General features: G+C 73.2%; 26 protein-coding genes and 1 tRNA gene. 19 read left to right on the top strand and 8 right to left on the bottom strand.

Annotated elements, in window-relative coordinates; all coding sequences use genetic code 11:
• Window positions 1-78 precede the first annotated feature (78 nt).
• The 3 genes from ACFPCV_RS01095 to ACFPCV_RS01085 are packed head-to-tail and all read right to left on the bottom strand — an operon-like array spanning window position 79 to window position 3078.
• Window positions 79-549, bottom strand: coding sequence for a MarR family winged helix-turn-helix transcriptional regulator (locus ACFPCV_RS01095; protein WP_378053461.1), 471 nt, complete (start codon window positions 547-549; stop codon window positions 79-81).
• Between the two features lie 31 nt (window positions 550-580).
• Entirely contained in the window at window positions 581-2611 is a 2031-nt protein-coding gene (locus ACFPCV_RS01090; protein ID WP_378053459.1) for a xanthine dehydrogenase family protein molybdopterin-binding subunit, read from the bottom strand.
• The gene (locus tag ACFPCV_RS01085) at window positions 2608-3078 is read right to left on the bottom strand and encodes a (2Fe-2S)-binding protein (RefSeq protein ID WP_378053457.1); all 471 of its coding nucleotides are present in this window, start codon (window positions 3076-3078) and stop codon (window positions 2608-2610) included. The genes ACFPCV_RS01090 and ACFPCV_RS01085 overlap by 4 nt, the downstream gene beginning before the upstream one ends.
• 56 nt (window positions 3079-3134) lie before the next feature.
• Here ACFPCV_RS01085 and ACFPCV_RS01080 point away from each other — a divergent pair, with 56 nt between their 5' ends.
• Window positions 3135-4178, top strand: a complete 1044-nt coding sequence (locus tag ACFPCV_RS01080; protein ID WP_378053455.1) for a hypothetical protein — start codon at window positions 3135-3137, stop codon at window positions 4176-4178.
• A gap of 37 nt (window positions 4179-4215) precedes the next feature.
• Here ACFPCV_RS01080 and ACFPCV_RS01075 read toward each other — a convergent pair whose 3' ends face one another.
• Window positions 4216-5001: an alpha/beta fold hydrolase gene (locus ACFPCV_RS01075; RefSeq protein WP_378053453.1), complete on the bottom strand. Its 786-nt coding sequence runs from the start codon at window positions 4999-5001 to the stop codon at window positions 4216-4218.
• Between the two features lie 136 nt (window positions 5002-5137).
• On the opposite strand from ACFPCV_RS01075, the gene ACFPCV_RS01070 reads away from it, so the two are divergent.
• The 7 genes from ACFPCV_RS01070 (at window position 5138) to ACFPCV_RS01040 (ending at window position 11900) form a co-directional block, all read left to right on the top strand.
• Complete coding sequence (locus ACFPCV_RS01070) at window positions 5138-5920, top strand: tryptophan-rich sensory protein (RefSeq protein ID WP_378053451.1); 783 nt, start codon at window positions 5138-5140, stop codon at window positions 5918-5920.
• 206 nt (window positions 5921-6126) lie between these two features.
• Entirely contained in the window at window positions 6127-7005 is an 879-nt protein-coding gene (locus ACFPCV_RS01065; protein WP_378053449.1) for a M23 family metallopeptidase, read from the top strand.
• A 106-nt stretch (window positions 7006-7111) separates the two neighbouring features.
• Window positions 7112-8299, top strand: a complete 1188-nt coding sequence (locus ACFPCV_RS01060) for a sensor histidine kinase (protein ID WP_378053447.1) — start codon at window positions 7112-7114, stop codon at window positions 8297-8299.
• A complete protein-coding gene (locus ACFPCV_RS01055) occupies window positions 8292-9395 on the top strand; it encodes a hypothetical protein (protein ID WP_378053445.1) in 1104 nt (367 codons plus the stop codon). Before ACFPCV_RS01060 ends, ACFPCV_RS01055 begins: the two co-directional genes overlap by 8 nt.
• On the top strand, window positions 9380-10027 hold the full coding sequence (locus ACFPCV_RS01050) for a response regulator (protein ID WP_378053443.1): 648 nt from the start codon (window positions 9380-9382) through the stop codon (window positions 10025-10027). The genes ACFPCV_RS01055 and ACFPCV_RS01050 overlap by 16 nt, the downstream gene beginning before the upstream one ends.
• Before the next feature lie 231 nt (window positions 10028-10258).
• Window positions 10259-10855, top strand: coding sequence for an LppU/SCO3897 family protein (locus ACFPCV_RS01045; RefSeq protein WP_378053441.1), 597 nt, complete (start codon window positions 10259-10261; stop codon window positions 10853-10855).
• A gap of 103 nt (window positions 10856-10958) precedes the next feature.
• Window positions 10959-11900 carry a serine hydrolase gene (locus tag ACFPCV_RS01040; RefSeq protein ID WP_378053439.1) on the top strand — a complete coding sequence of 314 codons (942 nt, stop codon included), beginning with the start codon at window positions 10959-10961 and terminating at the stop codon, window positions 11898-11900.
• 59 nt (window positions 11901-11959) lie between these two features.
• Here the strand turns inward: ACFPCV_RS01040 and ACFPCV_RS01035 are convergent, their stop codons facing one another.
• The 4 genes from ACFPCV_RS01035 to ACFPCV_RS01020 form a co-directional block, all read right to left on the bottom strand.
• On the bottom strand, window positions 11960-12889 hold the full coding sequence (locus ACFPCV_RS01035; RefSeq protein ID WP_378053437.1) for a GDSL-type esterase/lipase family protein: 930 nt from the start codon (window positions 12887-12889) through the stop codon (window positions 11960-11962).
• A gap of 37 nt (window positions 12890-12926) precedes the next feature.
• Window positions 12927-14651 carry a selenocysteine-specific translation elongation factor gene (gene selB, locus ACFPCV_RS01030; RefSeq protein WP_378053435.1) on the bottom strand — a complete coding sequence of 575 codons (1725 nt, stop codon included), beginning with the start codon at window positions 14649-14651 and terminating at the stop codon, window positions 12927-12929.
• Window positions 14639-15931: an L-seryl-tRNA(Sec) selenium transferase gene (gene selA, locus ACFPCV_RS01025; RefSeq protein ID WP_378053433.1), complete on the bottom strand. Its 1293-nt coding sequence runs from the start codon at window positions 15929-15931 to the stop codon at window positions 14639-14641. Before selA ends, selB begins: the two co-directional genes overlap by 13 nt.
• A gap of 14 nt (window positions 15932-15945) precedes the next feature.
• Window positions 15946-16040, bottom strand: a tRNA-Sec gene (locus tag ACFPCV_RS01020).
• A gap of 241 nt (window positions 16041-16281) precedes the next feature.
• Between ACFPCV_RS01020 and ACFPCV_RS01015 the strand changes: the two genes are divergently transcribed.
• The 11 genes from ACFPCV_RS01015 (at window position 16282) to ACFPCV_RS00965 (ending at window position 22718) form a co-directional block, all read left to right on the top strand.
• Window positions 16282-16980, top strand: coding sequence for a hypothetical protein (locus tag ACFPCV_RS01015; protein WP_378053431.1), 699 nt, complete (start codon window positions 16282-16284; stop codon window positions 16978-16980).
• Window positions 16981-16987: 7 nt separating this feature from the next.
• Entirely contained in the window at window positions 16988-17509 is a 522-nt protein-coding gene (locus tag ACFPCV_RS01010; RefSeq protein ID WP_378053429.1) for a MauE/DoxX family redox-associated membrane protein, read from the top strand.
• On the top strand, window positions 17506-17979 hold the full coding sequence (locus tag ACFPCV_RS01005) for a hypothetical protein (RefSeq protein WP_378053427.1): 474 nt from the start codon (window positions 17506-17508) through the stop codon (window positions 17977-17979). Before ACFPCV_RS01010 ends, ACFPCV_RS01005 begins: the two co-directional genes overlap by 4 nt.
• Before the next feature lie 10 nt (window positions 17980-17989).
• Window positions 17990-18925, top strand: coding sequence for a peptidoglycan-binding domain-containing protein (locus ACFPCV_RS01000; RefSeq protein WP_378053425.1), 936 nt, complete (start codon window positions 17990-17992; stop codon window positions 18923-18925).
• Window positions 18922-19083, top strand: coding sequence for a hypothetical protein (locus ACFPCV_RS00995; RefSeq protein WP_378053423.1), 162 nt, complete (start codon window positions 18922-18924; stop codon window positions 19081-19083). Before ACFPCV_RS01000 ends, ACFPCV_RS00995 begins: the two co-directional genes overlap by 4 nt.
• 66 nt (window positions 19084-19149) lie before the next feature.
• Window positions 19150-19668, top strand: a complete 519-nt coding sequence (locus tag ACFPCV_RS00990; protein ID WP_378053421.1) for a hypothetical protein — start codon at window positions 19150-19152, stop codon at window positions 19666-19668.
• Between the two features lie 212 nt (window positions 19669-19880).
• Window positions 19881-20372, top strand: a complete 492-nt coding sequence (locus ACFPCV_RS00985; protein ID WP_378053419.1) for a monooxygenase family protein — start codon at window positions 19881-19883, stop codon at window positions 20370-20372.
• A complete protein-coding gene (locus ACFPCV_RS00980; protein ID WP_378053417.1) occupies window positions 20369-21109 on the top strand; it encodes an ankyrin repeat domain-containing protein in 741 nt (246 codons plus the stop codon). The genes ACFPCV_RS00985 and ACFPCV_RS00980 overlap by 4 nt, the downstream gene beginning before the upstream one ends.
• Before the next feature lie 149 nt (window positions 21110-21258).
• Window positions 21259-21573, top strand: coding sequence for a DUF6235 family protein (locus tag ACFPCV_RS00975; protein WP_378053415.1), 315 nt, complete (start codon window positions 21259-21261; stop codon window positions 21571-21573).
• Between the two features lie 108 nt (window positions 21574-21681).
• Window positions 21682-22008 (top strand): hypothetical protein, encoded by a 327-nt coding sequence (locus ACFPCV_RS00970; protein ID WP_378053413.1) that lies wholly within the window; start codon window positions 21682-21684, stop codon window positions 22006-22008.
• Window positions 22005-22718, top strand: a complete 714-nt coding sequence (locus ACFPCV_RS00965) for a hypothetical protein (protein ID WP_378053411.1) — start codon at window positions 22005-22007, stop codon at window positions 22716-22718. Before ACFPCV_RS00970 ends, ACFPCV_RS00965 begins: the two co-directional genes overlap by 4 nt.
• The last annotated feature ends 1 nt before the right edge of the window (window position 22719 follow it).

Below are 22719 nucleotides of genomic sequence, written 5' to 3'. Positions count from 1 at the left end.
CCGGCACCCACCGGGCCGGGCCCCGCACCCGAAGACGCCACAAGCCCTGAAGGCGCGTTCTGGGCACTCGTCCTTCCGTCAGTCCTCGTCCGGTTCGGTGGCGGCGATCAGGTTGATGAGCTGGCGGCGGAAGTCGTCGTAATCGTCGACCGCGCCGAGTAGTTGTTCGGACTCGCGTTCCTCCAGCCGGGCCGCGGCCAGCGCGTCCGTGCCGTCCGGGGTGATCTGGACGAGCGTGCGCCTGCGGTCGTGCTCGTCCTGCGTGCGTGCGACGTGGCCGGTGCGTGCCAGCCGTTCGATCGTGCGGCTCATCGTCTGGTCGGTCACCCGGCACCGCTGGGCCAGCTGCCGCTGCGCGAGCGGGCCGGCCGCGAGGTGGTGCAGCGCGATGAGACCGGCGTGGCTCAGGTCGCGTTCCGCGAGGAACCGGTCGAAGCGGCCCTCGACGACCCGGGCGGCCACCGACAGCAGCCGCCCGGTCGGCCACGAGTGCACATCGGAACGCACCCGCTCCGCGCTGCGTGCGATCTCGTGCTCGTCTCCCAGCATCCGGTCATCGTCCCAGGTGGAGCCATGCCGGTCAGCCGACGGGGGTCCCGTACGGCATGCCGGTGACCGGGTCGCCGCCCTCGGCGAGCGCCGAGGCGATGGCGGCGGCCGCGGGCGGGTACGCCAGTTCGCCGAGCCCGCCGATCGGTGCCCCCGACGGTACGACGTGCACGTCGATGTCGGGGCAGTCGCCGATGCGTGCCCACGCGTAGTCGCGGAAGGACGACTCCACGACGGCCCCGTCCCGCACGGTGACCTGCGCACCGAGCACAGTGGACAGTGCGTCCAGGACCCCGCCCTCGACCTGTGCGACCACGCCGGACGGGTGGATGGCCACCCCCACGTCGACCGCCGCGGTGACCCGGAGGACCCGGCGCGCGGCCGGGTCGGCGGTCACGACCACCGCGATCGCCGAGCCGTAGTCCAGGTGGCAGGCCACGCCGCGGGTCAGCGACGCGGCGGTGCCGCGTGACCAGCCGGACCGTGCGGCGGCCACGTCGAGGACGTGGCGCAGGCGGGAACCCTCGGGCAGCAGGCGTCTGCGGACGGCCACCTGGTCGTGCCCGCCGCTGCCGGCGAGCTCGCTGAGGAAGCACTCCTCGGCGTAGCCGAACTGCCCGGCGTAGACCGCCCGCCAGAACCCGGTGCGCAGGGGAGCGGGGCGCAGGGTGACCGACACGTCGCCGGGCACCGGGTACGGGAAGTGGTCGCCGGACTGGCGCACGAACGCCGGGTTGTCGAACGCCGGGAGCACGGTCAGCGGCCAGGTGGCCACCTGGTGGGTGCGGCTCACGGGCAGCCCGTCCGCGCCGAGCACCGCGCTCAGCCGGTGCACCGACATCGGGCGGTACGAGTCGTGGCGGGTGTCGTCCTCGCGGGTCCACCGCACGGTCACCGGCCTGCCCGCCGCCCGCGAGCAGGCCACGGCCTCCAGCACCGGATCGGGATCGATGCGGCGCCCGAACGCGCCACCCGCCAGTGTGGCCGTCACGTGCACCTGGGCCTCGGGCAGGCCGAGCTGCCTGACCAGCTGTGTGCGTAGCCCGCCGGGGTCCTGCGTCGGCGCCAGCACCTCGGCGCGGTCCGCGGTGACGTGCGCGGTCGCGTTCATCGGTTCCATCGGCGCGTGGGCGAGCAGTGGCAGCCGGTAGACGCGCTCGCGGTCCGCGTTCGCCGGTGCGGCGGGCAGAGCGGACTCCAGTGTGGCGAGCCATTCGCGGCTGTCCTCGGCCGGGGTGCCCGCCGTCCAGGTCACCCGCAGCGCGTCCCGGCCGCGCAGTGCCGAGGCCGTCGAGTTCGCGACGACCGCGATGCCGCCCTGACCGGCGGCGGGCGGGTCGAGGCGCACCACGGTGACCACGCCGGGCACGGCGCGTGCCGCCGTGTCGTCGACGGTCCCGGCCAGCGCGCCGAGCCACGGTGGCCGGGCGACGACGGCGACGAGGCTGTCCGGTGGCGGGGCGTCGATGCCGTAGCGGGCGCGGCCGGTGACGATGTCGCGGGCGTCGGCCCGGCCCGCTCGCGTTCGCCCGATGAGCCGCCACTTCTCCCGTGGTGTCAGCGTGACCGGGACGGTCGCCGGGTCGAGCGCGGCGGCGTCGGACACGAGCGCGCGGTACGGCAGTCGCCTGCGGCGCGGGTGCGTCACGTGCCCGTCCCGGGCCACGCAGTCCGCGGTCGGCACACCCCAGCGCCCGGCCGCGGCGGCGACCAGCAGGCAGCGGGCGGTGGCCGCGGCGGTGCGCAGCGGTTCCGCGAGCTGGCGCGAGGACGTCGAGTTGGCCACTGCCTGCCAGCCGTAGGTCGCGGTGTCACCCGGCGCCTGCTCCAGCGTCACGTCGGCGACGTCGACCGCCAGTTCCTCCGCCACGAGCACGGCGGCCATGGTCCGCACACCCTGGCCGGTGTCGGGCCGGGGAACCGTGGCGACCACCCGGCCGTGCCGGTCGACGCGGACGAGTACCGAGGGCGCGAGGGTGCCCTCGGCCGCCACGGCGCCGGGGATGGACACGGACACGGCCAGCACGCCCGCCGTGCCGAGGAAAGCGCGGCGGGTGATCATCGCGCACCTCGCGTGAGCTCGGCGGCGCGTCGCACGGCGGCCCGGATGCGCGGATAGGTCCCGCACCGGCACACGTTGTCCCGCAACGCTTCCTCGATCTGCGCGTCGTCCGGGTCGGAGTGCTCGGCGAGCAGCGCGACCGCCGACATGATCTGTCCCGGCTGGCAGTAGCCGCACTGGGCGACGTCCAGTTCCAGCCACGCCCGCTGCACGGCGTGGTCGCCGCGGGCCGAGAGCCCTTCGATGGTGGTGATCCGTGCCCGGTCGGACTCCTCGACGGTGCGCACGCACGGCCGCGCGGCGGCGCCGTCGACCAGCGACACGCACGCGCCGCACGCACCGACGCCGCAGCCGTACTTCGTTCCGGTCAGCCCGAGTTCGTCGCGCAGTGCCCACAGCAGCGGCGTGTCCCCGGGGACGTCCACCACCCGCTGCCTTCCGTTGACGTGCAACCGATACCTGCCCATGACGTCCCCTTCCGCCGTTTTGTTCAGCTTACTGATGGTTTGCCATAATCCTCAGCATGCTGAACAAAGTCACGGTCCGCAGCGAGCGCGTGCTCGTGCTGGGCGTGCTCGCGGTCCTGCTGCTCACCGGGGTGGTGTGGTTGCTGGGACAGCGGCTGCACGTCGCGTTCCTGCCCGACCAGGGCGCGGCCTGGTACTACTGGCAGCTGCCGGAACCGACGGTGTGGACGCGGCTGTCCGCGTGGCTCGGCTACGCGGCGCACCAGGTCGTCTCCTGGGGGCTGATCTACTACGCGCAGACCAGGGTGCGCCGCTACTCCATCGGCCTCAAACGGGTCAACGTCGTCGCGCTCGCCGCGAACGCCGGGTTCGTCGCGCTGCACCTCGCGCAGACCCACGTGTTCTACGACGGCCTCGCGCAGGACGTGTCGATCTTCAGCTCGCAGGGTTCCGTGGTGCTCCTGCTCGTCGTCGTCCTCCTCGTGGAGAACCGCAGGCGCGGCCTGTTCGCGGGCCGCAGGGCACCACTGCCGGCGGGCGTCGCCGACGTCGCCCGCCGCTACCACGGCTACCTGTTCAGCTGGGCGGTCATCTACACGTTCTGGTACCACCCGATGGAAGGCACGAGCGGCCACCTGATCGGGTTCTTCTACGTGTTCCTGCTGCTACTGCAGAGCAGCCTGGTGTTCACCTCCGCCCACACGAACCGCTGGTGGACGGTCAGCCTGGAACTGCTCGTCGCCGTGCACGGCACGCTCGTCGCGGTGATGAACTCGGGCCCGGACGGCATGTGGCCGATGTTCCTGTTCGGCTTCCTCGGCGTCTTCGTGCTGACCCAGATGCACGGCCTCGGGCTGAGCAGGCGGACGCGGTGGTGGCTGTTCGCCGCGTTCGCCGCCGCGGTGGCCGCCGTCTACGCGTGGCGCGGCTACGGCCGGCTCGACGAGGTGGTGCGCATCCCGGTGATCGAGTACCTGGTGCTCGCGGTGGTCGCACTGCTGATCTGGCTGGGAGTGCTGGTGGCCCGGCCGTTCGGTCGAGCGACGGCACCCGCCGAGCCGCCGCGCGAGGAGTGTGCGACCGGAACGGGCCCAACGTGACGAGCGGACACGTGGACTAGGCGAGGGACCGCGAGGGTCACCGGTTCGTCGTGTCCGCGGGGTGGTTCAGGAAGCCGGTCAGCGCACGGAGGAACTCCGGTTCGCGGACCGCGCCGAGGTGATCGCCGGGCACGACCCGGAGGACCGCGCCCGGGATCGCGTCGGCGAGCACCTCGGGGCGGGTGGCGAGGTGGTCGTCGCGGCCCGCGAGCACCAGCGCGGGGACCGTGATCGTGTCCAGCGGGATCGGGGTGTCGTGCAGCGCGGCGGCCTGCGCGGCGAGCGCGACCCGGTCACCGCCGACCGCGTCGACGAACGCGCGGAACCCGGTCGCGGCGGGGGAGACCGTCGCCGGGTCGTCGGCCAGCAGGGCGTTCCTGAGCGCGTCCCTGCCGATCGCCCTGGTGTCCACCCCGCCCACCTCGACGACGGCCGACCCGACGCCACTGGCGACCACGCTGCGGACCCGGCTGTCCCTGGTCGCCACGATCAGGGAGACGATCGCTCCCATCGAGTAGCCGACCAGGTCGTAGCCGGTGCGCTCGCCGAGCAGGTCGACGAGCGCGATGACGTCGTCGGCCATCCGCGCCTCGCCGTAGGACGCGGGGTCGTGCGGCTTGTCCGACTCGCCGTGGCCGCGGGCGTCGATCGCCGCGACCCGCCTGCCGCCGGCGACGAGCGCGTCCACGATGCCGGGCAGCACCCAGTTGGTCCTGCTGTTCGCGATGAACCCGTGGTGCAGCACGACCAGGCGCCTGCCCGGCCCATCGCCCCAGGTCGAGTAGGACAGGGTGACGCCGTCAGCGGCCTGGAACGTGGGCATGCGCGGCACAGTACTGCGCGCAACGCGCCCCTCGGATCGGTGATCCCGCCGGTCGGGCGTGAACCACGCCATACCGGGCAACCCGCTCACCGGTGGGCTCCGAACACCCGATCGAGGTGTCACTCCGGGAGGTTGCATGACCGGCGACAGGATCGAGGACAGGGCCGGGCCCGGTGACGGCTGGCGGGCGGCTGCGGTGGTGGTCGCGGCCGGGCTGCAGGTCGGCGCGGGCGCGGTCGGCGGCGCGGGGCTGTGGGGCGAGGCCGTCGGCGAGGTCGCCAGGTCCTATCCGACGCTGCTGCTGCCACCCGGCGCGGCCTTCGCCATCTGGTCGCTGATCTACGTCGCGTTCGCGGCGCTCGCCGTGCGGCAGGCGTTGCCCGGCCAGCGGTCGCGGACGGTCCACCGGCGAAGTGGCTGGTGGCTGGTCGTCGCGGGCGTGCTGAACGCCACCTGGGTGCTGTTGTTCGCCCAGCGGTTCGTCGTGCCGGCGCAGGTGGTCATCGTCGCGCTGCTGGCGTGTCTCGCCGTCGCGGCGGTGCGGCTGCGGGCACCGGCGGACGGGTGGGCAGACCGCCTGCTGCTGCACCTGCCGGTCGCGGTGTACCTCGGCTGGGTCGCGGTGGCGGCCGTGGCGGGCGGGGCCACGACCACGGCCGCGTACGGAGCGGCACCCACGGCACCGGCCGCGATCACGGCACTGCTGTTCACCGGCGCCGCCGCTGCCGTCGCGGTAGCGCGCCTGCCCGCGGTGGCAGGGTTCGCCGCCTCGGTGTGCTGGGCGCTGGGGTGGATCGCCTCGGGCGCCTCGGTGCCGTCCGTGCGTGTCGCCGCCATCGCGGCCGTGCTGGCGGTGGTGGTCGCGGTGGCGGTCCGCCTCCGGCGCGGCCCGGATCCCGCCGACGTGGCGTGGGGCTGAGCGGACCACGGGCGTGGGGTGGTGATCGCCGGGCTGTCGGCGGCCGCGGGCCGGTTTGTACGTCTCTTGTACCCGGGCTTGCCACCATGAGGGGCCGACCGGCCACGGACTCGTCGGCAGCCGCGAGAGAAGCGAGGTAGGCGATGGCACCCTCACCAGCGACGACAGGTTCACCGACGCGGGGGAGATCCCGGGCCGGAACGTGGTTGGCCGCGGTCGTCACCGCGGTGCTGACCGTCGCCGTCGTCTCGCCGACCGCGCAGGCGCGGATCGCGGAGCCCGCCGACATCGGGATCATGGCGGCCCACAAGAGCCCCTTCAACTGCGGGAAGACCTTCTACGCCAACAACTGGTCGCCGGGGCACAGCCCGTCGGGCTCGATCGACTGGCAGAGCTACGGGGGTGACGCGATCGGTGGTGAGACCGTGCGCGCCACCGCGGGTGGCACCGCCCGGTTCTACTCGACGCTCGCGATGGGCGACATCGGGATCATGGCCTACGGGAACTACGTGGTGGTCACCCACGGCGACGGAACCAAGAGCCGCTATGCGCACCTCTCCTCCATGGTGCGTGGCCCCGGCTCGTCGATGTCGGTGAGTCAGGGCACCGCCATCGGCACGGTCGGCGGCACCGGCGGCAACTACGCGCCCCACCTGCACTACGAGCAGATCACCGCGGGCGGGGGCATCGACAGCAGTCCCACCGTCGAGGGCGTCACCGTCTCGCTCGGCCAGAAGAAGGCCATCAAGAGCACCAACAACTGCGGTGGCAACCCGTACTCGCCCGCGGAGGTCTGCGGCAGCGGCTACAGCGTCATCGACTCGGCTGCCCTCACCGGCGGTCGCGTCTACCTGCTGTATAACTCCGGCACCAACTGCGTCGTGACGATGAAGACGTCGAACCTCGGCAGGGCGACCGCGGTGTCGGCGTTCCTCGAGCCGCAGGGCGGCAGCAGGGCGACCGACTCCGGCAGCTACGGCTACTACGCGGGGCCGGTGCGCAAGTCCGCGCCGAGCGTGTGCGTGAAGTGGGGCGGTTCGGTCGGCGGCAGCTCCTACACCAGTCCGTTCGAGCACTGCGGCTGACCTCCGCGTCACCACGTGTGACCGCCGTCGCGTCGAGGGGCGAGACGGCGGTCACGGACGTCTGATCAGCGGATTCCGGAAACCTACCTTTTGGTACGTTCTTCCGGTGCCGGGGAACGCGACTGAACGTCCTGTACGGACCGTCGCCGACCGTCACGACACGGGCGAGTCGCGGGACGCGAACGAACACCCGGCGGCCGGCCCCTGCGAACGGCACCTGAACGACGCGATCGCGTGGTGCTCGCCGCTCCTGCGTGCCGCGGTGATCGGGCTGTGCGGGGTGTTCGGGCTCATCGGGCACGCGAGCTCTGCCGCGCCGGTGGCCGTCGCGATCCTGGTTCTGGCGACCGTGCTGCCCTGCCTGCAGAGCCTGTGGCACGCGGTCGCGCCGGTCGCGTTCATGGTCGCGGGCGCGGCGCTCTCCGTCCTGGTCGGGCTCAGCCAGGTGGTGCTCGGCGCGCAACCGGTCAGCGGCTGGCTGTTCGCCACGGTCTCGATCACGGCGGTGACCTGCTACTGGGACTGGCCCGGCCGCCCGATGGCGGGACACGTGCTCGCGGGCGTGGCGATCGCCGCCCACGGAGCGGGCTGCCTCCTCGCCGACGGCACCGTGTCCGCGAGTGGGTGGACCCTGCTGGTGCAGGCGTTGCTGGCCTGGGCGGGGTTGCTGCTGGTGCGGCACGCCGCGCGGCTCTGCGACCAGCTGGTCCGGCGGGCCGAGCGGCGGCGGATCGCCGCGGCGGCCGTGCGGGCGCGCCGGACCGCCGACCGGGCCTACCTGGCCATGCTGCACGACACCGCCAGCACGACCCTGCTGATGGTGTCCACCGACACGACCGGCGACCTCGGCTGGCTGCCCGCCGCGGCGCGCCGCGACCTCGAGGTGCTGACCGCGTACGCGCCGGTCACGGACGACGACGTCGACCTGGCCGGCCTGCTCTCGTCGCTGGCCACGTACCCGGGACTCACCGTCCACACCGAACTCCACGGCCCGATCACCGTCCCGGCCATACCGGCGTACGCGATCCACCACGGGGTGGGCGAGGCGCTGAGCAACGTGCGCAGGCATGCCGGTGACTCCGCCCCGGAGCTGACCGCCTACGACCGCGATGGGCGGGTGGTGGTCCGGTTGTCCGACCGCGGCGCGGGGTTCGACCCGGACGCGGTCCCCGCGCACCGCCGTGGGCTGGCGGAATCGATCCACGCCAGGATGACCGCGGTGGGCGGAACCGCGGAGGTGCGGTCCGCTCCCGGGCGTGGCACGACCGTCGAGTGGACGTGGTCGCGTGGCTGACCCGTCCGCAGGAAGACCCGCCTACATCCAGCGCAGGCTGGTGGCGATGACCACGGTCGTGCTGCTGGTCGTCGCGCTCACCGTCCAGGTGGGACTGGACGGCCAGGTGCTGCTGGCGCCGGAACGCAGCTCGCGCACGGAGCTGGTCGTGTACGGGGTCCTCGCCGCGCTCGGCGGCGTGTGTGCCGCCGCCCTGTCCAGGCGGTGGCGGCTCCCCGGCCAGGTCCGGTGGTTCGGCGTCGCGGTGCTGCTCGGCTGTTCGGTCGTGATGTCCGGGCTGCTGCCGCCGCACGAGGTGCTGCCGCCCGATCACTGGTCGATCGGACTGATCGGCTGGTACGGGCTCGTGCTGCTCTACGACCTCGCCATCGGCTGGGTCTGCGCGTTCCTCCTCACACACGTCACCGCGATCGGCCTGTCGATGGTGGTCAACGGGGCGGCGGACGAGCTGGCCGGTATGGGCGTGACCTTCGTGTCGGTCGCGGGTTTCCAGGTGGGCGTCGCGCTCAGCGCACAGTTGCTGCGGCGGATCGCCCACCGCGCGGTGCGGACCTCGCGGGCGGAGGAGGAGCGGCGCATCCGTGAGGAGGAGGCGGCCGCCGCGGTGCGCAACCACGAACAGCGCTACGCCGACCTGCGCCGCACCACCATCCCGCTGCTCGCCGGGCTCGCCGACGGCAGGCTCGATCCGCGGGCCGACACCGTGCGCCGCCAATGCGCCGTCGAGGCGGCCAGGATGCGCAGGCTGCTCACCGAGGGCGATGGCGCGGCCGACCCGCTGGTGCACGAGCTCGGCGCGATCATCGACGTCGCCGAGCGGCACGGTGCCTCGGTGCACCTGTCCGTGCGCGGGACCCCCGGCGAGGTTCCTGACCACGTGCGCCGCGCACTGCTCGCCCCGATCTCGGAGGCGCTGGTGACGGTGCGGTCGCAGGCCAGGGTCACCGTGCTGCACGGACCGGAACAGGTTCGGGTGAGCGCCAGGTGCGTCGCCCCGGAACTGCCCCTCACCCCGCCGGAACAGGGTGAGGTTTCGCTCGTCGAGTCCGTCATGGACGGACAGGTGTGGTTGGAGACGTCATGGCGATCACGGTGACGGTGGTCGACGACCACCCGGCGATCCTTTCCGGCGTGCGTGCCTGGTACGGCGAGGCCGGTGCGCCGATCGAGGTGATCGCGGCAGGTACGTGGGTCGACGTGGCGTGGACCCCGCCGGGCGACCAGGCGGACGTCGTCGTCCTCGACCTGAACGTCGGCGACGAGCGGACGCCCTACCAGCGCGTCGTGCGCACGCTCGTCGACGCGGGTCGCAAGGTCATCGTCTACACCATGCAGGACAGCGAGGAGGTCGCGCTGACGTGCCTCGATCTCGGCGTCAGCGCGTACCTCACCAAGTCGGAGGGACAGGAGCACCTGGTGGCCGCGACGATCGCCGCCGCGGAGAACCGCCCGTACCTCCCGCCCACCCTGGCGGGCGCCATCGCCGCCGACCGGGGGCCCGCGCAGCCGAGGCTGTCCGACCGCGAGCGCGAGGTGCTGACCCAGTGGTTCCAGTGTGAGTCCAAACAACTCGTCGCGGACCGGATGAACATCACGCCGAGGACGGTCGACACGTACCTGGACCGGGTGCGGGTGAAGTACGCGAACGTCGGCAGGCCCGCGCCGACGAAGGCGGCGCTGCTCGCACGGGCGATCCAGGACGGTCTGGTCGGCCTCGACGACCTCTGACCTCGACGCGACGGACCGCGGTGGACGGACCGTGGCCTGCGGAGTCGGTCGGCGTGACGCGCGCCTCAGCCGAATGGGGGGTGTTCACACGACACCATGGCGGGTCGTGGCTTCCTAGCATCGGCAACCGCTCGACCGAGTAGCAGCGGAATGACGCGTGCCATTTCGGCTCGGCTCGGGGCGCGCCATGTTGTTGATTCCGAACAGTCAGCAGAATACGAGCATCCTCGAATGACAACACCCACTGTTCCGCCGCCCGGCGACACCCCGGCCACGCCGCCGGCCCACGACCCGGCGACCGCGTTCTCGCCGGACACTCACAGGATCTTCGTCATCGGGGTCCTGGTGCTGGTCTTCGGTGGTATCGCCGCGTTCGTCGTCGTGAAGCTCCTCAACCCGCCCGCGCCTGCCTATTCCGCGGGGGACTGCGTCCAGGTCGTCGAGGGTGGCCGGTACGACGCAGCGGTCGAGAAGGTCGGGTGCGCCGAGGAAGCCGCGCTCTACGAGGTCGGGGTCTACCTGGACGACCCGGACGAGGAGTGCTCGTCGGACGCCTACTCGTCGTACAAGCAGACCGGCGGGAACCAGCAGGAGTACAAGCTCTGTCTCATGATCAACGCTGCGGAGGGCGACTGTCTCAGGGTGCCGACGATCGCCATGGGCGAGGAGAAGAAGGTCGCCTGCACCAGCGAGGAGGCCAACCGCAAGGTCACCAGGGTAATCGAGGGCACGGCCGACCAGTCCGCCTGCGACCCCGAGTCGGCGCAGGACGCGCGGGTCTACCCGAACCCGAAGCGAACGGTCTGCATCGGCCCGGTCGGCGCCTGATTCTCCCGGGTGAACGGCGGCAGGTGGCCGGCACCCGGCGCAGACGATGATCGACAGACGGTGACTGTCGTGGTCGTCGGGGATCGTCGGCCTACCATGAGGCATGGCCAGATCCAGCGCCCGCTGGCTGCCGTGGCTCGTCGTCGTGACGACCCTGGCGGTCGCGGGTGTGCTGGTCACGTGGTCGGCGACGTCCTCGTCGTCGGACCAGCGATCCACGCGCGCCACGAGTGCGCCCCGCACACCGGCGCCGACGCTCGAGAGCTTGGTGGAGGCACCCGCGCAGGTACCGTCGGTTCCCTCCGCACCGCCGGTGGCCGCCAGGGCGCTGGTCGCCGCGGCGGAGGAGGCCGCGCCGGAGATGACCCTGGGGGTCGCGGTGCTGGACGTGCACACCGGAGAGCTCGTGGTGGGCGGCGACGGCGAGCGGCTGTTCATGGCCGCGTCGCTGAGCAAGCTGATCCTCGCGGTGGACGTGCTCGACCGGCACCGTGCCGAGGAGCGGTCGCTCGACCCCGCCGATCTCGAACTGCTGACCCGCGCGTTGTCGGCGAGCGACGACAACGCCATGAACGTGTTGTGGGGCCGGTTCGACGGGGCGGGCGGGGTCGACCGGGTCGCCACCCGGCTCGGGCTCAGCGCGAGCCTCCCCGCCGGATCGGCGGAGATGTGGGGCGACATCGAGGTCACGGCCGCCGACATGGTCCGGCTCTACCGGCACGTACTGCGCGACATGGCACCCGAGGACGGTGCGGTGATCGTCGGCGCGCTCGCCGCCGCCCGCGCGGTCGCCACCGACGGGTTCGAACAGCACTACGGGCTGCTCCACCAGGGCGCGTCACCAGAGCACTACGCCAAGCAGGCGTGGGTGCCCTACAGCCCCGCCGGGTACCTGCTGCACACCGCGGGCGTGGTGTACGACGGCCGCACAGGGCACGCCTACGCGATCGCGCTGCTGTCGATCCAGCCGCACGCCGGCGAACAGGTCGCACGCGACCGGCTGTCCACGGTCGCCGCGGCCGCCATGGCGACGCTGGGCGGGTAGGGCGACCGCCTGCCGGACGGGGACGTGTGGCCGCCGCGCTGGGCCGCGTTCGCGGGTGGTCAGTAACCGGCCGCGGCGAGGACGGCGGCGGCGATCGCCTCGTGGCCACCGGGTGTCGGGTGGACGTCGGTGTGCTCGCAGAAGTACGTCAGCGAGCACACCTCCGCCACCGGCGCCGGGATCGGGCCGTACGCGGGGTCCTGTGTCGTCTCGGTCAGCGGGCCGTAGGCGCCGGTCGCCTCCGTGACGTCGGCGAAGGCCGCGTCGACCTTCGCGTACTCGGCCGCGAGCACCGGGTTGAAGAAGTCGCGGAACAGCGGCACCGACTGGCGCGCCAGGTTCTGCCCGTCCTGGAACGCGGGGGAGACCCACGCGCCGAGGAACACGTCGGGATAGGTCAGGCCGACGATCGGGGCGTCACCCGCGGCCGCACGCAGGACGGGCAGGATGTCGGCGAGGTTGGCCTGGATGTCCGCCACGGCTGACGTGGTGCACCCCAGCACGTCCGGCGCCGTCGCGCACGGGGTGAGGTCGTTGCCGCCGATCACGACCGTCACCAGGCCCACGTCGCCCTGGTGCTCGCGCAGTGCCCGCACGGCCGCGTCGAGCTGGGTGCGGCCCGCCGGGTCCGGCGCGTCGACGGCACGGTTGGCAGGGGGACAGCCGGGCCGGTCCCGCAGACCGGCCGACGTGGCGCCGCTGCACCCGACGTTGATCAACCGCAGGCTCGCCCGCTCGGCGACGAGGTGGGCGAAGCCGTCCCGGCTGGCGCCGGCCGGCGTGCCGCCATCCGATGGCCGCCAGCCGGTCGCGTAGGAGTCCCCGACCGACACGTACACGCCACCGGCCGGTGGCGCGGCCGGAGCGGACGACGAGGCCGAAGGGGTCGGCGAGCCCGGTGCCGGGGGTGGCGCGGCCTGCTCGCCGGTGCACGCCGCGAGGACCAGCAGCAGTGCGACGGCCGGTGCGGTTCGTCGTACTCGCGCCACGCCTGCCCCTTTCTCGCCGGAACGGTCCCCAGCGTACTCAGCGCACGCGGCGGGTGCCGTCCTCGGCGCGGCGGGTCACACCGTCCGCGTCCAGACGTTCCAGCAGCGGCACCGCGACCCGGCGCGTGGTGCCCAGGGCGCGGCGGGCGTCGCTCACGGTGAACGGCGCGGGCAGTGTGGCGAGGACGGCCGCCGCGCTGGCGGGGGCGTCGGCGGCGAGGACGACGGACCCGGTGAGCCGCACCAGCCTGCCCGCGCGTTCTGCCGCGGCCAGCTCGCGTGGACCAAGACCCAGCTCGGCCAGGTCGGCCGCCGCCGGGGCCGCGAACGGTGCCCCGGCCAGCCGGTGCTCAAGGGCGGTCACGGCCCGGTCGACCTCGTCGGGCAGCGCGGCCGCGCCCTCCCGCCGGATCAGTCCGTTGTGGACGGTCAGGTCGGTGCTCGCCAGCGTGGCGTGCAGTACGTCGTCGGGGACGGGCAACGACTGGCGGAGCGTGGCGACGGGCATGCCGGCAGCGACCGGGTTCGCGGCCGACCACCCGGCGAACCGCTCCTCGACGCGGGCAGGCAGCCGCCGGTGCAGCTCGGGGTCGACCACCCAGTCGGCCACGTGCACGCCCTGTGCCGGCCAGCCCAGCGCCCGCAGGTCGGCCGCCCGCACGGCGCCGTGCCTGCGCAGGTGCGCCGACGCGGCGCCGCCCGCCCTCAGCTCGTGTTCCCGCGCCCTGGCCGCGCCCCGGCGCCGCAGTGCGGGCGGTGCGGGGTCGAGCACCTCGACACCGCACGCGATCCGGTGCCCCCCGGGGTCACGCAGCAGGCCGATGTCCCCGGCACGCACGGGCAGCCCGGTACGGAGCGTCAGCCGCGCGTTGTCCGCCCCCAGTGGACGGACGTGGCAGGGCACTGCCGCGGCGCCCAGGTGCAGCACCAGTTCGCGGTGGAGTCCGCTGTCGCCGCGCACCAGCACGTCGACCTCGTCGGTGGTGCGCCAGGCATCCGGGGTGAGCAGCGCGTCGCCGCGGCGGACGTCCTCGCGTTCGACGCCACGCAGGTTCACCGCGACCCTGGCCACCCCGCGCACCACGTCGACGGACTGACCGAGCGCCTGCAGGCCACGCACGACGACCCGGCGACCGCCGAGCACCAGCGTGTCGCCGACGCGCACGGTGCCCGCACCGAGCGTCCCGGTCACCACGGTGCCCGCGCCGCGGATGGTGAAGACGCGGTCGACCCACAGCCGCACGTCCGCGGCCGCGTCCGGCGCGGGCAGGCGGCCTGCCATGGCAAGGAGTTCCCCGCGCAGCTCGGCGAGTCCGGCGCCGGTGCGCCCGCTGACCGCGACGGCGCCGACCGCGCCGATGCTCGTGGCCCGCAGCCGTTCCAGTGCGTCCTCGGTCGCCGCCGCCGGGTCCGCCCGGTCGGCCTTGGTCACCACCAGCAGCCCGTGCCGCACCCCGAACGCGTCGAGCGCCGCCAGGTGCTCCGCCGACTGTGCCTGCCAGCCCTCGTCCGCGGCGACCACGAACATCGCGGCGGGCACCGGGCCGGCCCCGGCCAGCATGTTCGGCACGAACCGTTCGTGGCCCGGCACGTCGACGAACGCCAGCGTCGTGCTGTCGAGCTCGGTCCACGCGAACCCGAGGTCGATCGTGAGCCCGCGGCGCCGCTCCTCGGCCAGCCGGTCGGGCTCCATCCCGGTGAGCGCGCGCACCAGCGTCGACTTGCCGTGGTCGACGTGCCCCGCCGTGGCTACGACGTGCACCGTGCCACCGCGTCGCGCACGACCCGGTCGTCGGCCGGTGCGACGGTGCGCAGGTCCAGCAGGCACCGGTCGTGCTCGACCCGGCCCACCACCGGCGGGTCCGCCGCCCGCAGGCGTGCCGCGTACGCCCGCGGCAGGCTCACCGCGGCGCTCGGCAACTCGACACCCGGCGCGCCACCGCCGCCGACCACGGCGACCGAGTCGGCGACGGTCGCGTCGATCCCGAGCCCGGTCAGCTCCTCCGCGAGGCGGGCCGCCCGCGCGCGCACCTCGCCCGGGCCGGCGTGCAGCGCCACCAGCACCGGTGGTGCCGGGCCGCGCAGCGTGGCCTCGAGCGCGGCCAGGGTGAGCTTGTCGACCCGCAGCGCGCGGGCCGTCGGATGCCTGCGCAGTGCCTCGACCAGATCGTGCCGTCCGAGCAGCAGCCCGGCCTGCGGACCGCCGAGCAGCTTGTCGCCGCTGGCCGTGACGAGCGCCGCGCCCGCACGCAGGAGCGTGGTGGCGTCCGGCTCGTCGCGCAGCAGCGGGTCCGGCGCCAGCAGGCCCGACCCGATGTCGGCGACCACCGGCACGTCGAGCGCGGCCAGATCCGCGACGCCGACCGCCGAGGTGAACCCGGCGACCAGGAAGTTCGACGGGTGGACCTTCAACACGAACCCGGTGGCCGGGCCGACCGCGGCGGCGTAGTCGGCGAACGACGTGCGGTTGGTCGTGCCGACCTCTCGCAGCCGTGCGCCGGTGGCCGCGAGCAGGTCGGGGATGCGGAACCCGTCGCCGATCTCGACCAGCTCGCCCCGGCTGAGCACGATCTCCTTGCCCTGGGCCAGGGTCAGCGCGCACAGCAGCAGAGCGGCGGCGTTGTTGTTGACCACGTGCACGGCCTCGGCGTCGGGCACGGCGTCGGCGAGCGCGGCCAGCGCACCGCGTCCCCGGCGTGCCCGCCTGCCCGTGGCCAGGTCGAACTCGACGTCGGTGGTGCCGCCCGCCGCGAACACGGCGTCGAGCGCGGCGGCCGACAGGGGCGCCCGGCCCAGGTTGGTGTGCACGAGCACGCCGGTGGCGTTGAGCACGGGCCGCAGCGCCGACGCGGTGGGAGGCAGTGTCGCGGCCACGTGGTCGGCGACCCGCGCGGCGTCGAGCTCGCCCGCCCGCGCCTTGTCCTGCGCGGCGGTGACGGCCGCCTTGACCAGTGGTGCGCCGAGTCGCTGTGCCGCGGCGGCCAGCCGGGGATCGGCCAGCAGGACGTCGGTGCGCGGGATGCGCCGTCGCGGGTCAGCCATGGCGGGCGGGGGACTGGCGGAGGCGAACGGGAATCGAACCCGCCAACGACAGGACCTGCCGTTCACCGGTGTTGAAGACCGGGCCGGTCACCAGACCGGAAGCGCCTCCCTTGGACATGAACACATAGTGTCAGGCAACGGTGCGAATGGGGCATCCGCAACGGTCGGTGCCTGACCGGTACGCGCACAGCACCAGTGCCCGGAGTGGACGGACGGACGATCGTCGTGGCCTGACAGCAGGAACGCGGTGCGGGGAACGGCCTATTTCCAATCGGGACTGCACGTAATATATTTACGTTGCGTAACTGACGCTTGTCAGTGAGTTCCCAACCAGCCCTGTTGGAGGCGCTGTGACGTCCACTGTGGTGCACCGGGCGCTCGACGGCAGGCGGTACGAACTGAGCGGCGCCTTCGACTTCGCGCAGCCGAGCACGTCGTCGGTGCGGGTGACCGTGCGCGGCCGGACGCACGAGCTGGTGGCTGGCGTCGGCGGGCTGGCGGAGGAGGTCGCAGGCGCGCTCGGCGTCTCCGGGTTCGACGAGGAACTGCGCTTCGCGGGCGGCACCCTGCTCGTCGGGCGCACCAGCCGCGTCGACCCGGGCTCGCGGATCACCGAGAACATCCTGCTCGCCGTCTGGCGTGGCAGGCGGCACTGCCTGATCAGCCACTTCTACGACACCTCGACCACTGCGGCCGTCGCGGCGCTGGACACCCTCGGCATCACCGAGCACGACGACGGGATGGCCGTGCGGCCGGCAGGCGGCAGCGCCGTGGTGGCGCCCGCGACCGTGGTCAAGGAGGTGCCCGCGCTGGGGCTGCTGGAGATGACCGTGCCGTCGGCGCCGCAGGCGACCCGCCTGCCGGAGTGGAAGGGCGCGAAGACGCGGGCCGGTGAGCTGTTCTCCGACCGGCTGTCCAACGGCGACCCCTACTTCGTGCTGGCGGGCCAGGACACCTGGACCTCGGTGCTCCCGCTCGCCGACACGGACGTCGCCCGCGTGCCCGCGCTGGTGGACGGGCTCGGCATGCGCCTGCTCGGCGACCGGTGAGGCACCGGTGTTCCCGGTCAGCGTCGCGGCCTACGTCGTCGCGCTCGTGCTCGTGATCGCGGTGGTGGAACGGGTGACCGCACCCGGTGCGCTGCCTGCCGCGTTGTCCGCGCACGGGGTCGTGCCCCGCCGCGCGGTCGCGCCGGTGGCGGCCGCGGTCACCGTCGCCGAGGCCGTGCTCGCCGTGCTGCTGCTCGCCGGCATGGTGACCGGACCGTCCCCGCTGGTGTTCGCCGGCGTGGCCGCGTTGTTCGCCGGGTACGGCGGTTACGCGTGGCACGTCACCGCGAGCGGCCGCGGCGGGCCGTGTGGCTGCGGCGGCGCGGAGGTGCCCATGGGCCACTGGGTGACCGGCCGCGCGTTCGCCCTCGCCGCGCTGGCGGCCATCGGCGCGGCGGCGCACGACATCGTGGCACCGCTGACCCGCTTCGACGCACGGCTCGTGGTGGTGCTGCTCGCCGCGGCCACCATCGGCACCCTGCTCTGGCACCTGCCAGCCGCGACCAGACACCCGGAGGTGGCCCGGTGACCTTCCAGACCAGCGCATTGCTCGTGACGTGGGTCGCGTTGCTGCTCATGGCTTTCGTGGTGGCGGGCCTGGTCCGCCAGGTGCACGCGTTGTCGTCGGGCACCGCGGCCCGCCCGGTGTCCGCCACGCTCCGCGCGGGCGACCGGGCCGACCTCGGCAGGCTCGGCGTGACCGGCCCCGCCGTGTTGCTGTTCCTGCGCCCGACGTGCCACACGTGCGTCGAGGCGCTGGCCGAGACCGTCGAGGCGGCGGACGGGCGGACCGTCGTCGCGCTCTACGAGGGGCCCGCACCCGAGGAACGGCCCGGTGTCGTGGCCTTCAGCGACCAGGGCCACCTGTTCGCCACCTACGGTGCGCTCGCCACCCCGTTCGCGGTCGCCGTCGGCGCCGACGGCGAGATCACGGCCGCCGCGCCCGTCGGGTCGCGCGCGGCCGTCCGCGAACTGCTCGCTCCGGTCCGGACCGCGTGAAGGAGATTCGGTGACCAGCAACGTGACCACCGGGGTGCCGCCGTTGCGCGGCACCGACCCCGGCATGCCCGTCGAAGCACGCGGCCGCACCAGGAAGCTGCGCTGGCCGGGCTGGGCGCCGACCAGACGGGCCGTCCTGCGGGCGGGCAGCGTGGCCGGGCTGACCGTGCTCGGCGGCGTGTTCCCGTCGGTGCGCAGAGCGGTCGCCGACGGCTACGACATCTACCCGAACTGCCCGTCCTACGCCGCCGACCACAACTGCTCGCCGGGCTGCGGCCCGAGCACGATCTTCGCCGACGCGTGCGTGACCTCCGGGACGAACACCGGTTTCCACAAGAACGACCAGGTCACCTGGAAACTGCGGCCCAACGCCTGCCTTTCCGGCAGCTACGACGGCTGGATGTGGCGCTACGACCAGGCCTGCGGGGCGTGCAGCTGCCACGTGGAACGCCGCTGCCACGACGGCTACCGCAGGACCGGCTCCGGCTGGGTCAACTCGATCTGCCGGTGGACCACCGACTGCGGCTGCCCGTCGGCGGCGAAGTGGCTCCCGGTCTCCGCAGGCGCGTCCGGCGCCATCGTGACCACCATCCAGCACCTGCTCACCCACCACTCGTTCCCCACCAGCGTCGACGGCGCCTACGGCCCCGCGACCACGCGGGCGGTCCGCGACTTCCAGACCGCGCGCGGCCTCGCGGCCACCGGTGACGTCGACACCGCCACGTGGCCGTCGCTGGTGGTCACCACCCGCCATGGCAACACCGGCAGCCACGTCCGCGCCACGCAGACACAGCTCAACCGCTATGGCTACAAGCTGGCCGTGGACGGCGTCTTCGGCGCGGGCACGCTCGCGGCGGCAACGGACTTCCAGCGGCAGAACAGGATCACGGCCGACGGCATCGTCGGGCCGATCACGTGGCGCACCCTCACCGGTGGCGCGGTGTGAACCCGTCGCCGTCCGTGCTCCGCCGCGGGCTGACCCATCCCGCGGTGCCGCTGGCGATGGCGCCCGCCGCGGTCGCGCTGGCACTGGCCGGGTGGGCGGTCGCCGCGTGGGCGGTGCTCGGCGGGCTGGCCGGCTACACGCTGTCCGGCTCCGTTTGAACCAGGAACAGCGCTTTCGCGCTGACCTCGCCAGGTTGGCGGGGAAAGACCCGGCAGGGCGCCGCGTTGCTGCTGTTCGACGTCGGACTGGTGCTGGGTGCCGTACTGAGCGCGCTCGTGCTGTGGGTGGCCGGCGGGCTCGCCACCCCGGTGCCCTCGGCGTTGCGGTATGGGATCGTGGTCGCGGTGGCCGTGCTCGGTGTGCTGCGGGACGCGGGTGCGGTGCGGTTCCCGCTGCCCCAGAACGCGCGGCAGGTCCCGCGAACGGTGTGGGACGACGACGTGGCGAAGGGCTCGCTGCGGTTCGGCTTCGAGATGGGCACCGGGGTGCGCACGTACGTGTCGGCCACCGTTCCGTACGTGCTGGTGGCCGCGCTGGTCCTCACCGCACCCGGCCTGGTGACCTCGGTCGCGGCCGGGGCCGGCTTCGGGCTCGGGCGCGCACTCACCCCGACGGTGCGCTACGCCGCCCGCGACGGCGACATGTGGGACGCCGTGCTGCACGCACACCTGCGCGCCGTCAAGCTCGTCAGCGGATCTGCCGTCGCGGTAGCGCTGGCCCTCCTGCTGTTCTGGCACCACTGACAGCAGGACGACCGACGCGAACGGCTTCGGCGTGTTCTCGCGGACCTCGGCGAGGGCGCACGCCCGCCGGCTGCTCGCGCTCCGGCAGCACTGAGCCCGCCGGGGCTAGCGATCCTGGCGCGGCGCTGCGCGACCGGTGACGCGGGCTGGGTTGCCGGTGCGCCCCGGACGAAGATGTTGCCCTCGTCGGTAGTCTTGCACCGGAGGTCCGGATGGTGAAGGTCGTACCCGGCCGGGTGACTCACCGGCACAGCGGCGAACTCGTGATCTTCCTCATCGGGATGACCATCAACAAGCCGTGGCGGGTGGACCGGTGGTGGCCCGCGTTCCGGGCGATGCCGAAGATGTTGCGGGAGCTGTCGGAGGCAGAGGACTCCGGGCTGCTGGGGCACCGTCTGATGCTGGAGGGGCGGAACCCCACACTGATCCAGTACTGGGACAGCCTGGACCGGCTGTACGCCTACGCGTCCGCCCGCGACGCCGAGCACTGGCCGGCCTGGCGGGCGTTCAACCGCCGCGCCGCCCGCGCCTCGAACGCGGTCGGCATCTGGCACGAGACCTACGTGTCGAGCCACGCGGAGACCGTGTACGTCAACACCCCGGAACTGGGACTCGGCCGGTTCACCGACCTGGCTCCGCTGCATCGGACGGAACCACTGGTGCCCGCCGACCCCGACACCGAGGCGGGCACCGCACCGCCGTGACCGACAAGGACGACGCACTCGCGAGCGCGGCGGTCACCGCCATCCACACCGGTGACGTCGGCGCGCTCCGCGCACTTCTTGCCCGGCATCCCCGGCTCGCGACCGCGCGACTCCGGGACCGGTCCGCCGACGGCACCACCTGCGCGCGCACGCTCCTGCACGTGGTCGCCGACTGGCCGGGCCACTTCCCGGACGGCCCGGCCACGGTCGCCGCGCTCGTCGCCGCCGGTGCCGAGGTCGACGCCCCCTTCGAAGGCGGCCACCGCGAGACGCCGCTGCACTGGGCGGCGAGCTGTGACGACGTCGGCGTGCTCGACGCGCTGCTCGACGCGGGGGCGGACATCGACGCCCCCGGCGCGGTGATCGGCGGCGGCACACCACTGTCCGACGCCACCGCCTTCGCCCAGTGGCGCGCCGCGTTCCGCCTCGTCGAACGCGGCGCGGCCACCACGCTGTTCACCGCCGCCGTGCTCGGACTGCAGGACCGGGTCGCCGCCTGCTTCGCCTCGGCCACCCCGGACCGGGGCGAGGTCGACGCGGCTTTCTGGGGCGCCTGCCACGGTGGCCGGTTGCCCACCGCCCGGTACCTCGCCGACCGCGGCGCCGACCTCGACTGGGTCGCGGCCTGGGAACGGGCCACGCCCCTCGACGCCGTCCTGCGCACCAGCCCCGATGCGGTGGACCTCGTCGACTGGCTCCGCGGTCGAGGCGCCAGGCGGGCGACCGACCTCGCCTGACCGCGCCGTGCCCGTGGCACCCGCTGTGCGGGCGCCCTGATGGCGGTCTTCTCTCAGCGTGCTCTCCCATTGCGAATCGTTGGAAAGTGTTATGTATCGGCGTTATGGTTTACCCATAACGATGATATGTAACAGTGGGAGGAATCCTCATGGCACGCCGACTTCGCCTCACATCCGGCATCGACGTTCTCGACGCGTGGACCGACGCCGCCGGGTACGCGGATGCCGCGACCATCGCCGACGCGTTGTTCACGATCGTGGAGCGCACCGTCTACCGGGCCTACCCGGTCATCGACGACTCGCGAGTGGCGCGGGAGCTCGTCGTCGTGGTCCGGGACGACCTCGCCGTCCGGATCCGGCTCGCCGACGTCGAGACGTTCGGCATCGTCTTCATCGGGACGCCTGCCCAGGCCTTGGAGCTGCACAGGGCACCGGCGGCCGAGTCGCCGGCCGGGACCAACTGACCGCGGTCCATTTCCGGTCCAGAATCGCTCGTTCTCCGGCCTATCGGGCATCTCTAGCTTGGTGATTGCCACCAGACAGTGGCGAGGTCCCGAGCCAGGAGGAGTGCCATGAACTCGACGCCGGAGATGCGGTCCGAGATGGGGCAGGTCGAAGAGACGACGCCGGGTGGCGAGCTCGACTCGGCCGCGTTGGAGGCCGCCCTGCCCACGCTGACCGACAAGCTCGCGGCGCTCGCCGCCGATCTCAGTGATGGCGAGCGCGAGGTGCTCAGCAGCATCGTGACATCCTCCGCGCTGCACCTCGAGAAGCTGCAGGACATCAACGCGGAGGCGGAGTACATCTACTCCAAGCCGATTTCGGCGGCCGCGACGCCGGAGGTGCGCAACCACCTGCTCGCGCTGCCGGAGACGCTGGGGTTCACGGAGTCCCAGTGAGCCAGGCGGCGTCGCTGCCTCTGGTGGAGCGGCTCGGCCGGCTTTCCGCCGAGCTGACCGCGGCCGAGCGCGAGAACCTCAAGCTGCTGTTGAGCATGGCCGCGGGCGGACTGCTCGTCGGCCATGCCCGGCAGCAGCCGGACGAACTGCGCCAGGAGGCGTTGCAGACGGCACAGCGGGCGCTGCCGAAACTGCACGACGGCAACCGGCCCGCGTTCACCACCGGCATCGTCTTCCTCGGCAGGACGCCGTTCTTCACCGACGCGGACATCGCGGCCATGGACCAGGAGTCCATGGCCAGCCGCCACCGGGCGGAACGCTTCCACGACCACTACGTCTCCTCCGGTGCGCCACTCGCCAGGGAGATGGCGCTTTCCTCCGCCATCAACGACTTCCTCAGCGAGCGGGTCGGGCCGGTGCTGCCGACGTACAAGGCGAACTACCTGTACTACGACGCCCCCGGTCTCGGTATCGACCCGCACGTGGACAAGGACGAGTTCGCGCTCAACGTGCTGACGATGCTGGAGCACCGGCCGGCGGACAGGCATTCCGAGCTGATCCTGTATCCGCCCGACCAGGAGCCCGTGCACATCCAGCTGGCGCACGGCGAGTCGCTGGTCTTCTTCGCCGACAGCGTGACGCACCAGCGGACGAGAACCGTGGCAGGCGAGTCGATCCGGCTCGTGTCGTTCGGCTACCACCCGATCTAAG

It is taken from the genome of Actinophytocola glycyrrhizae (assembly GCF_042653545.1).
Classification (GTDB): Bacteria; Actinomycetota; Actinomycetes; order Mycobacteriales; family Pseudonocardiaceae; genus Actinophytocola; species Actinophytocola glycyrrhizae.
The sequence above is the reverse complement of the archived record's forward strand: the minus strand, read 5'-3'. Positions and strand labels throughout refer to the sequence as shown.

Excerpts from the sequence above, each read along its gene's own strand:
- ACFPCV_RS01050 (WP_378053443.1), top strand. The coding sequence starts at position 9,380 with ATGGCGATCACGGTGACGGTGGTCGACGACCACCCGGCGATCCTTTCC.
- ACFPCV_RS01070 (WP_378053451.1), top strand. The coding sequence starts at position 5,138 with ATGACCGGCGACAGGATCGAGGACAGGGCCGGGCCCGGTGACGGCTGG.
- ACFPCV_RS01095 (WP_378053461.1), bottom strand. The coding sequence starts at position 549 with ATGCTGGGAGACGAGCACGAGATCGCACGCAGCGCGGAGCGGGTGCGT.
- ACFPCV_RS01085 (WP_378053457.1), bottom strand. The coding sequence starts at position 3,078 with ATGGGCAGGTATCGGTTGCACGTCAACGGAAGGCAGCGGGTGGTGGAC.
- ACFPCV_RS01040 (WP_378053439.1), top strand. The coding sequence starts at position 10,959 with ATGGCCAGATCCAGCGCCCGCTGGCTGCCGTGGCTCGTCGTCGTGACG.
- ACFPCV_RS00975 (WP_378053415.1), top strand. The coding sequence starts at position 21,259 with ATGGCACGCCGACTTCGCCTCACATCCGGCATCGACGTTCTCGACGCG.
- selA (WP_378053433.1), bottom strand. The coding sequence starts at position 15,931 with ATGGCTGACCCGCGACGGCGCATCCCGCGCACCGACGTCCTGCTGGCC.
- ACFPCV_RS01090 (WP_378053459.1), bottom strand. The coding sequence starts at position 2,611 with ATGATCACCCGCCGCGCTTTCCTCGGCACGGCGGGCGTGCTGGCCGTG.
- ACFPCV_RS01045 (WP_378053441.1), top strand. The coding sequence starts at position 10,259 with ATGACAACACCCACTGTTCCGCCGCCCGGCGACACCCCGGCCACGCCG.
- ACFPCV_RS01075 (WP_378053453.1), bottom strand. The coding sequence starts at position 5,001 with ATGCCCACGTTCCAGGCCGCTGACGGCGTCACCCTGTCCTACTCGACC.
- ACFPCV_RS00985 (WP_378053419.1), top strand. The coding sequence starts at position 19,881 with ATGGTGAAGGTCGTACCCGGCCGGGTGACTCACCGGCACAGCGGCGAA.
- ACFPCV_RS00970 (WP_378053413.1), top strand. The coding sequence starts at position 21,682 with ATGAACTCGACGCCGGAGATGCGGTCCGAGATGGGGCAGGTCGAAGAG.
- ACFPCV_RS01080 (WP_378053455.1), top strand. The coding sequence starts at position 3,135 with ATGCTGAACAAAGTCACGGTCCGCAGCGAGCGCGTGCTCGTGCTGGGC.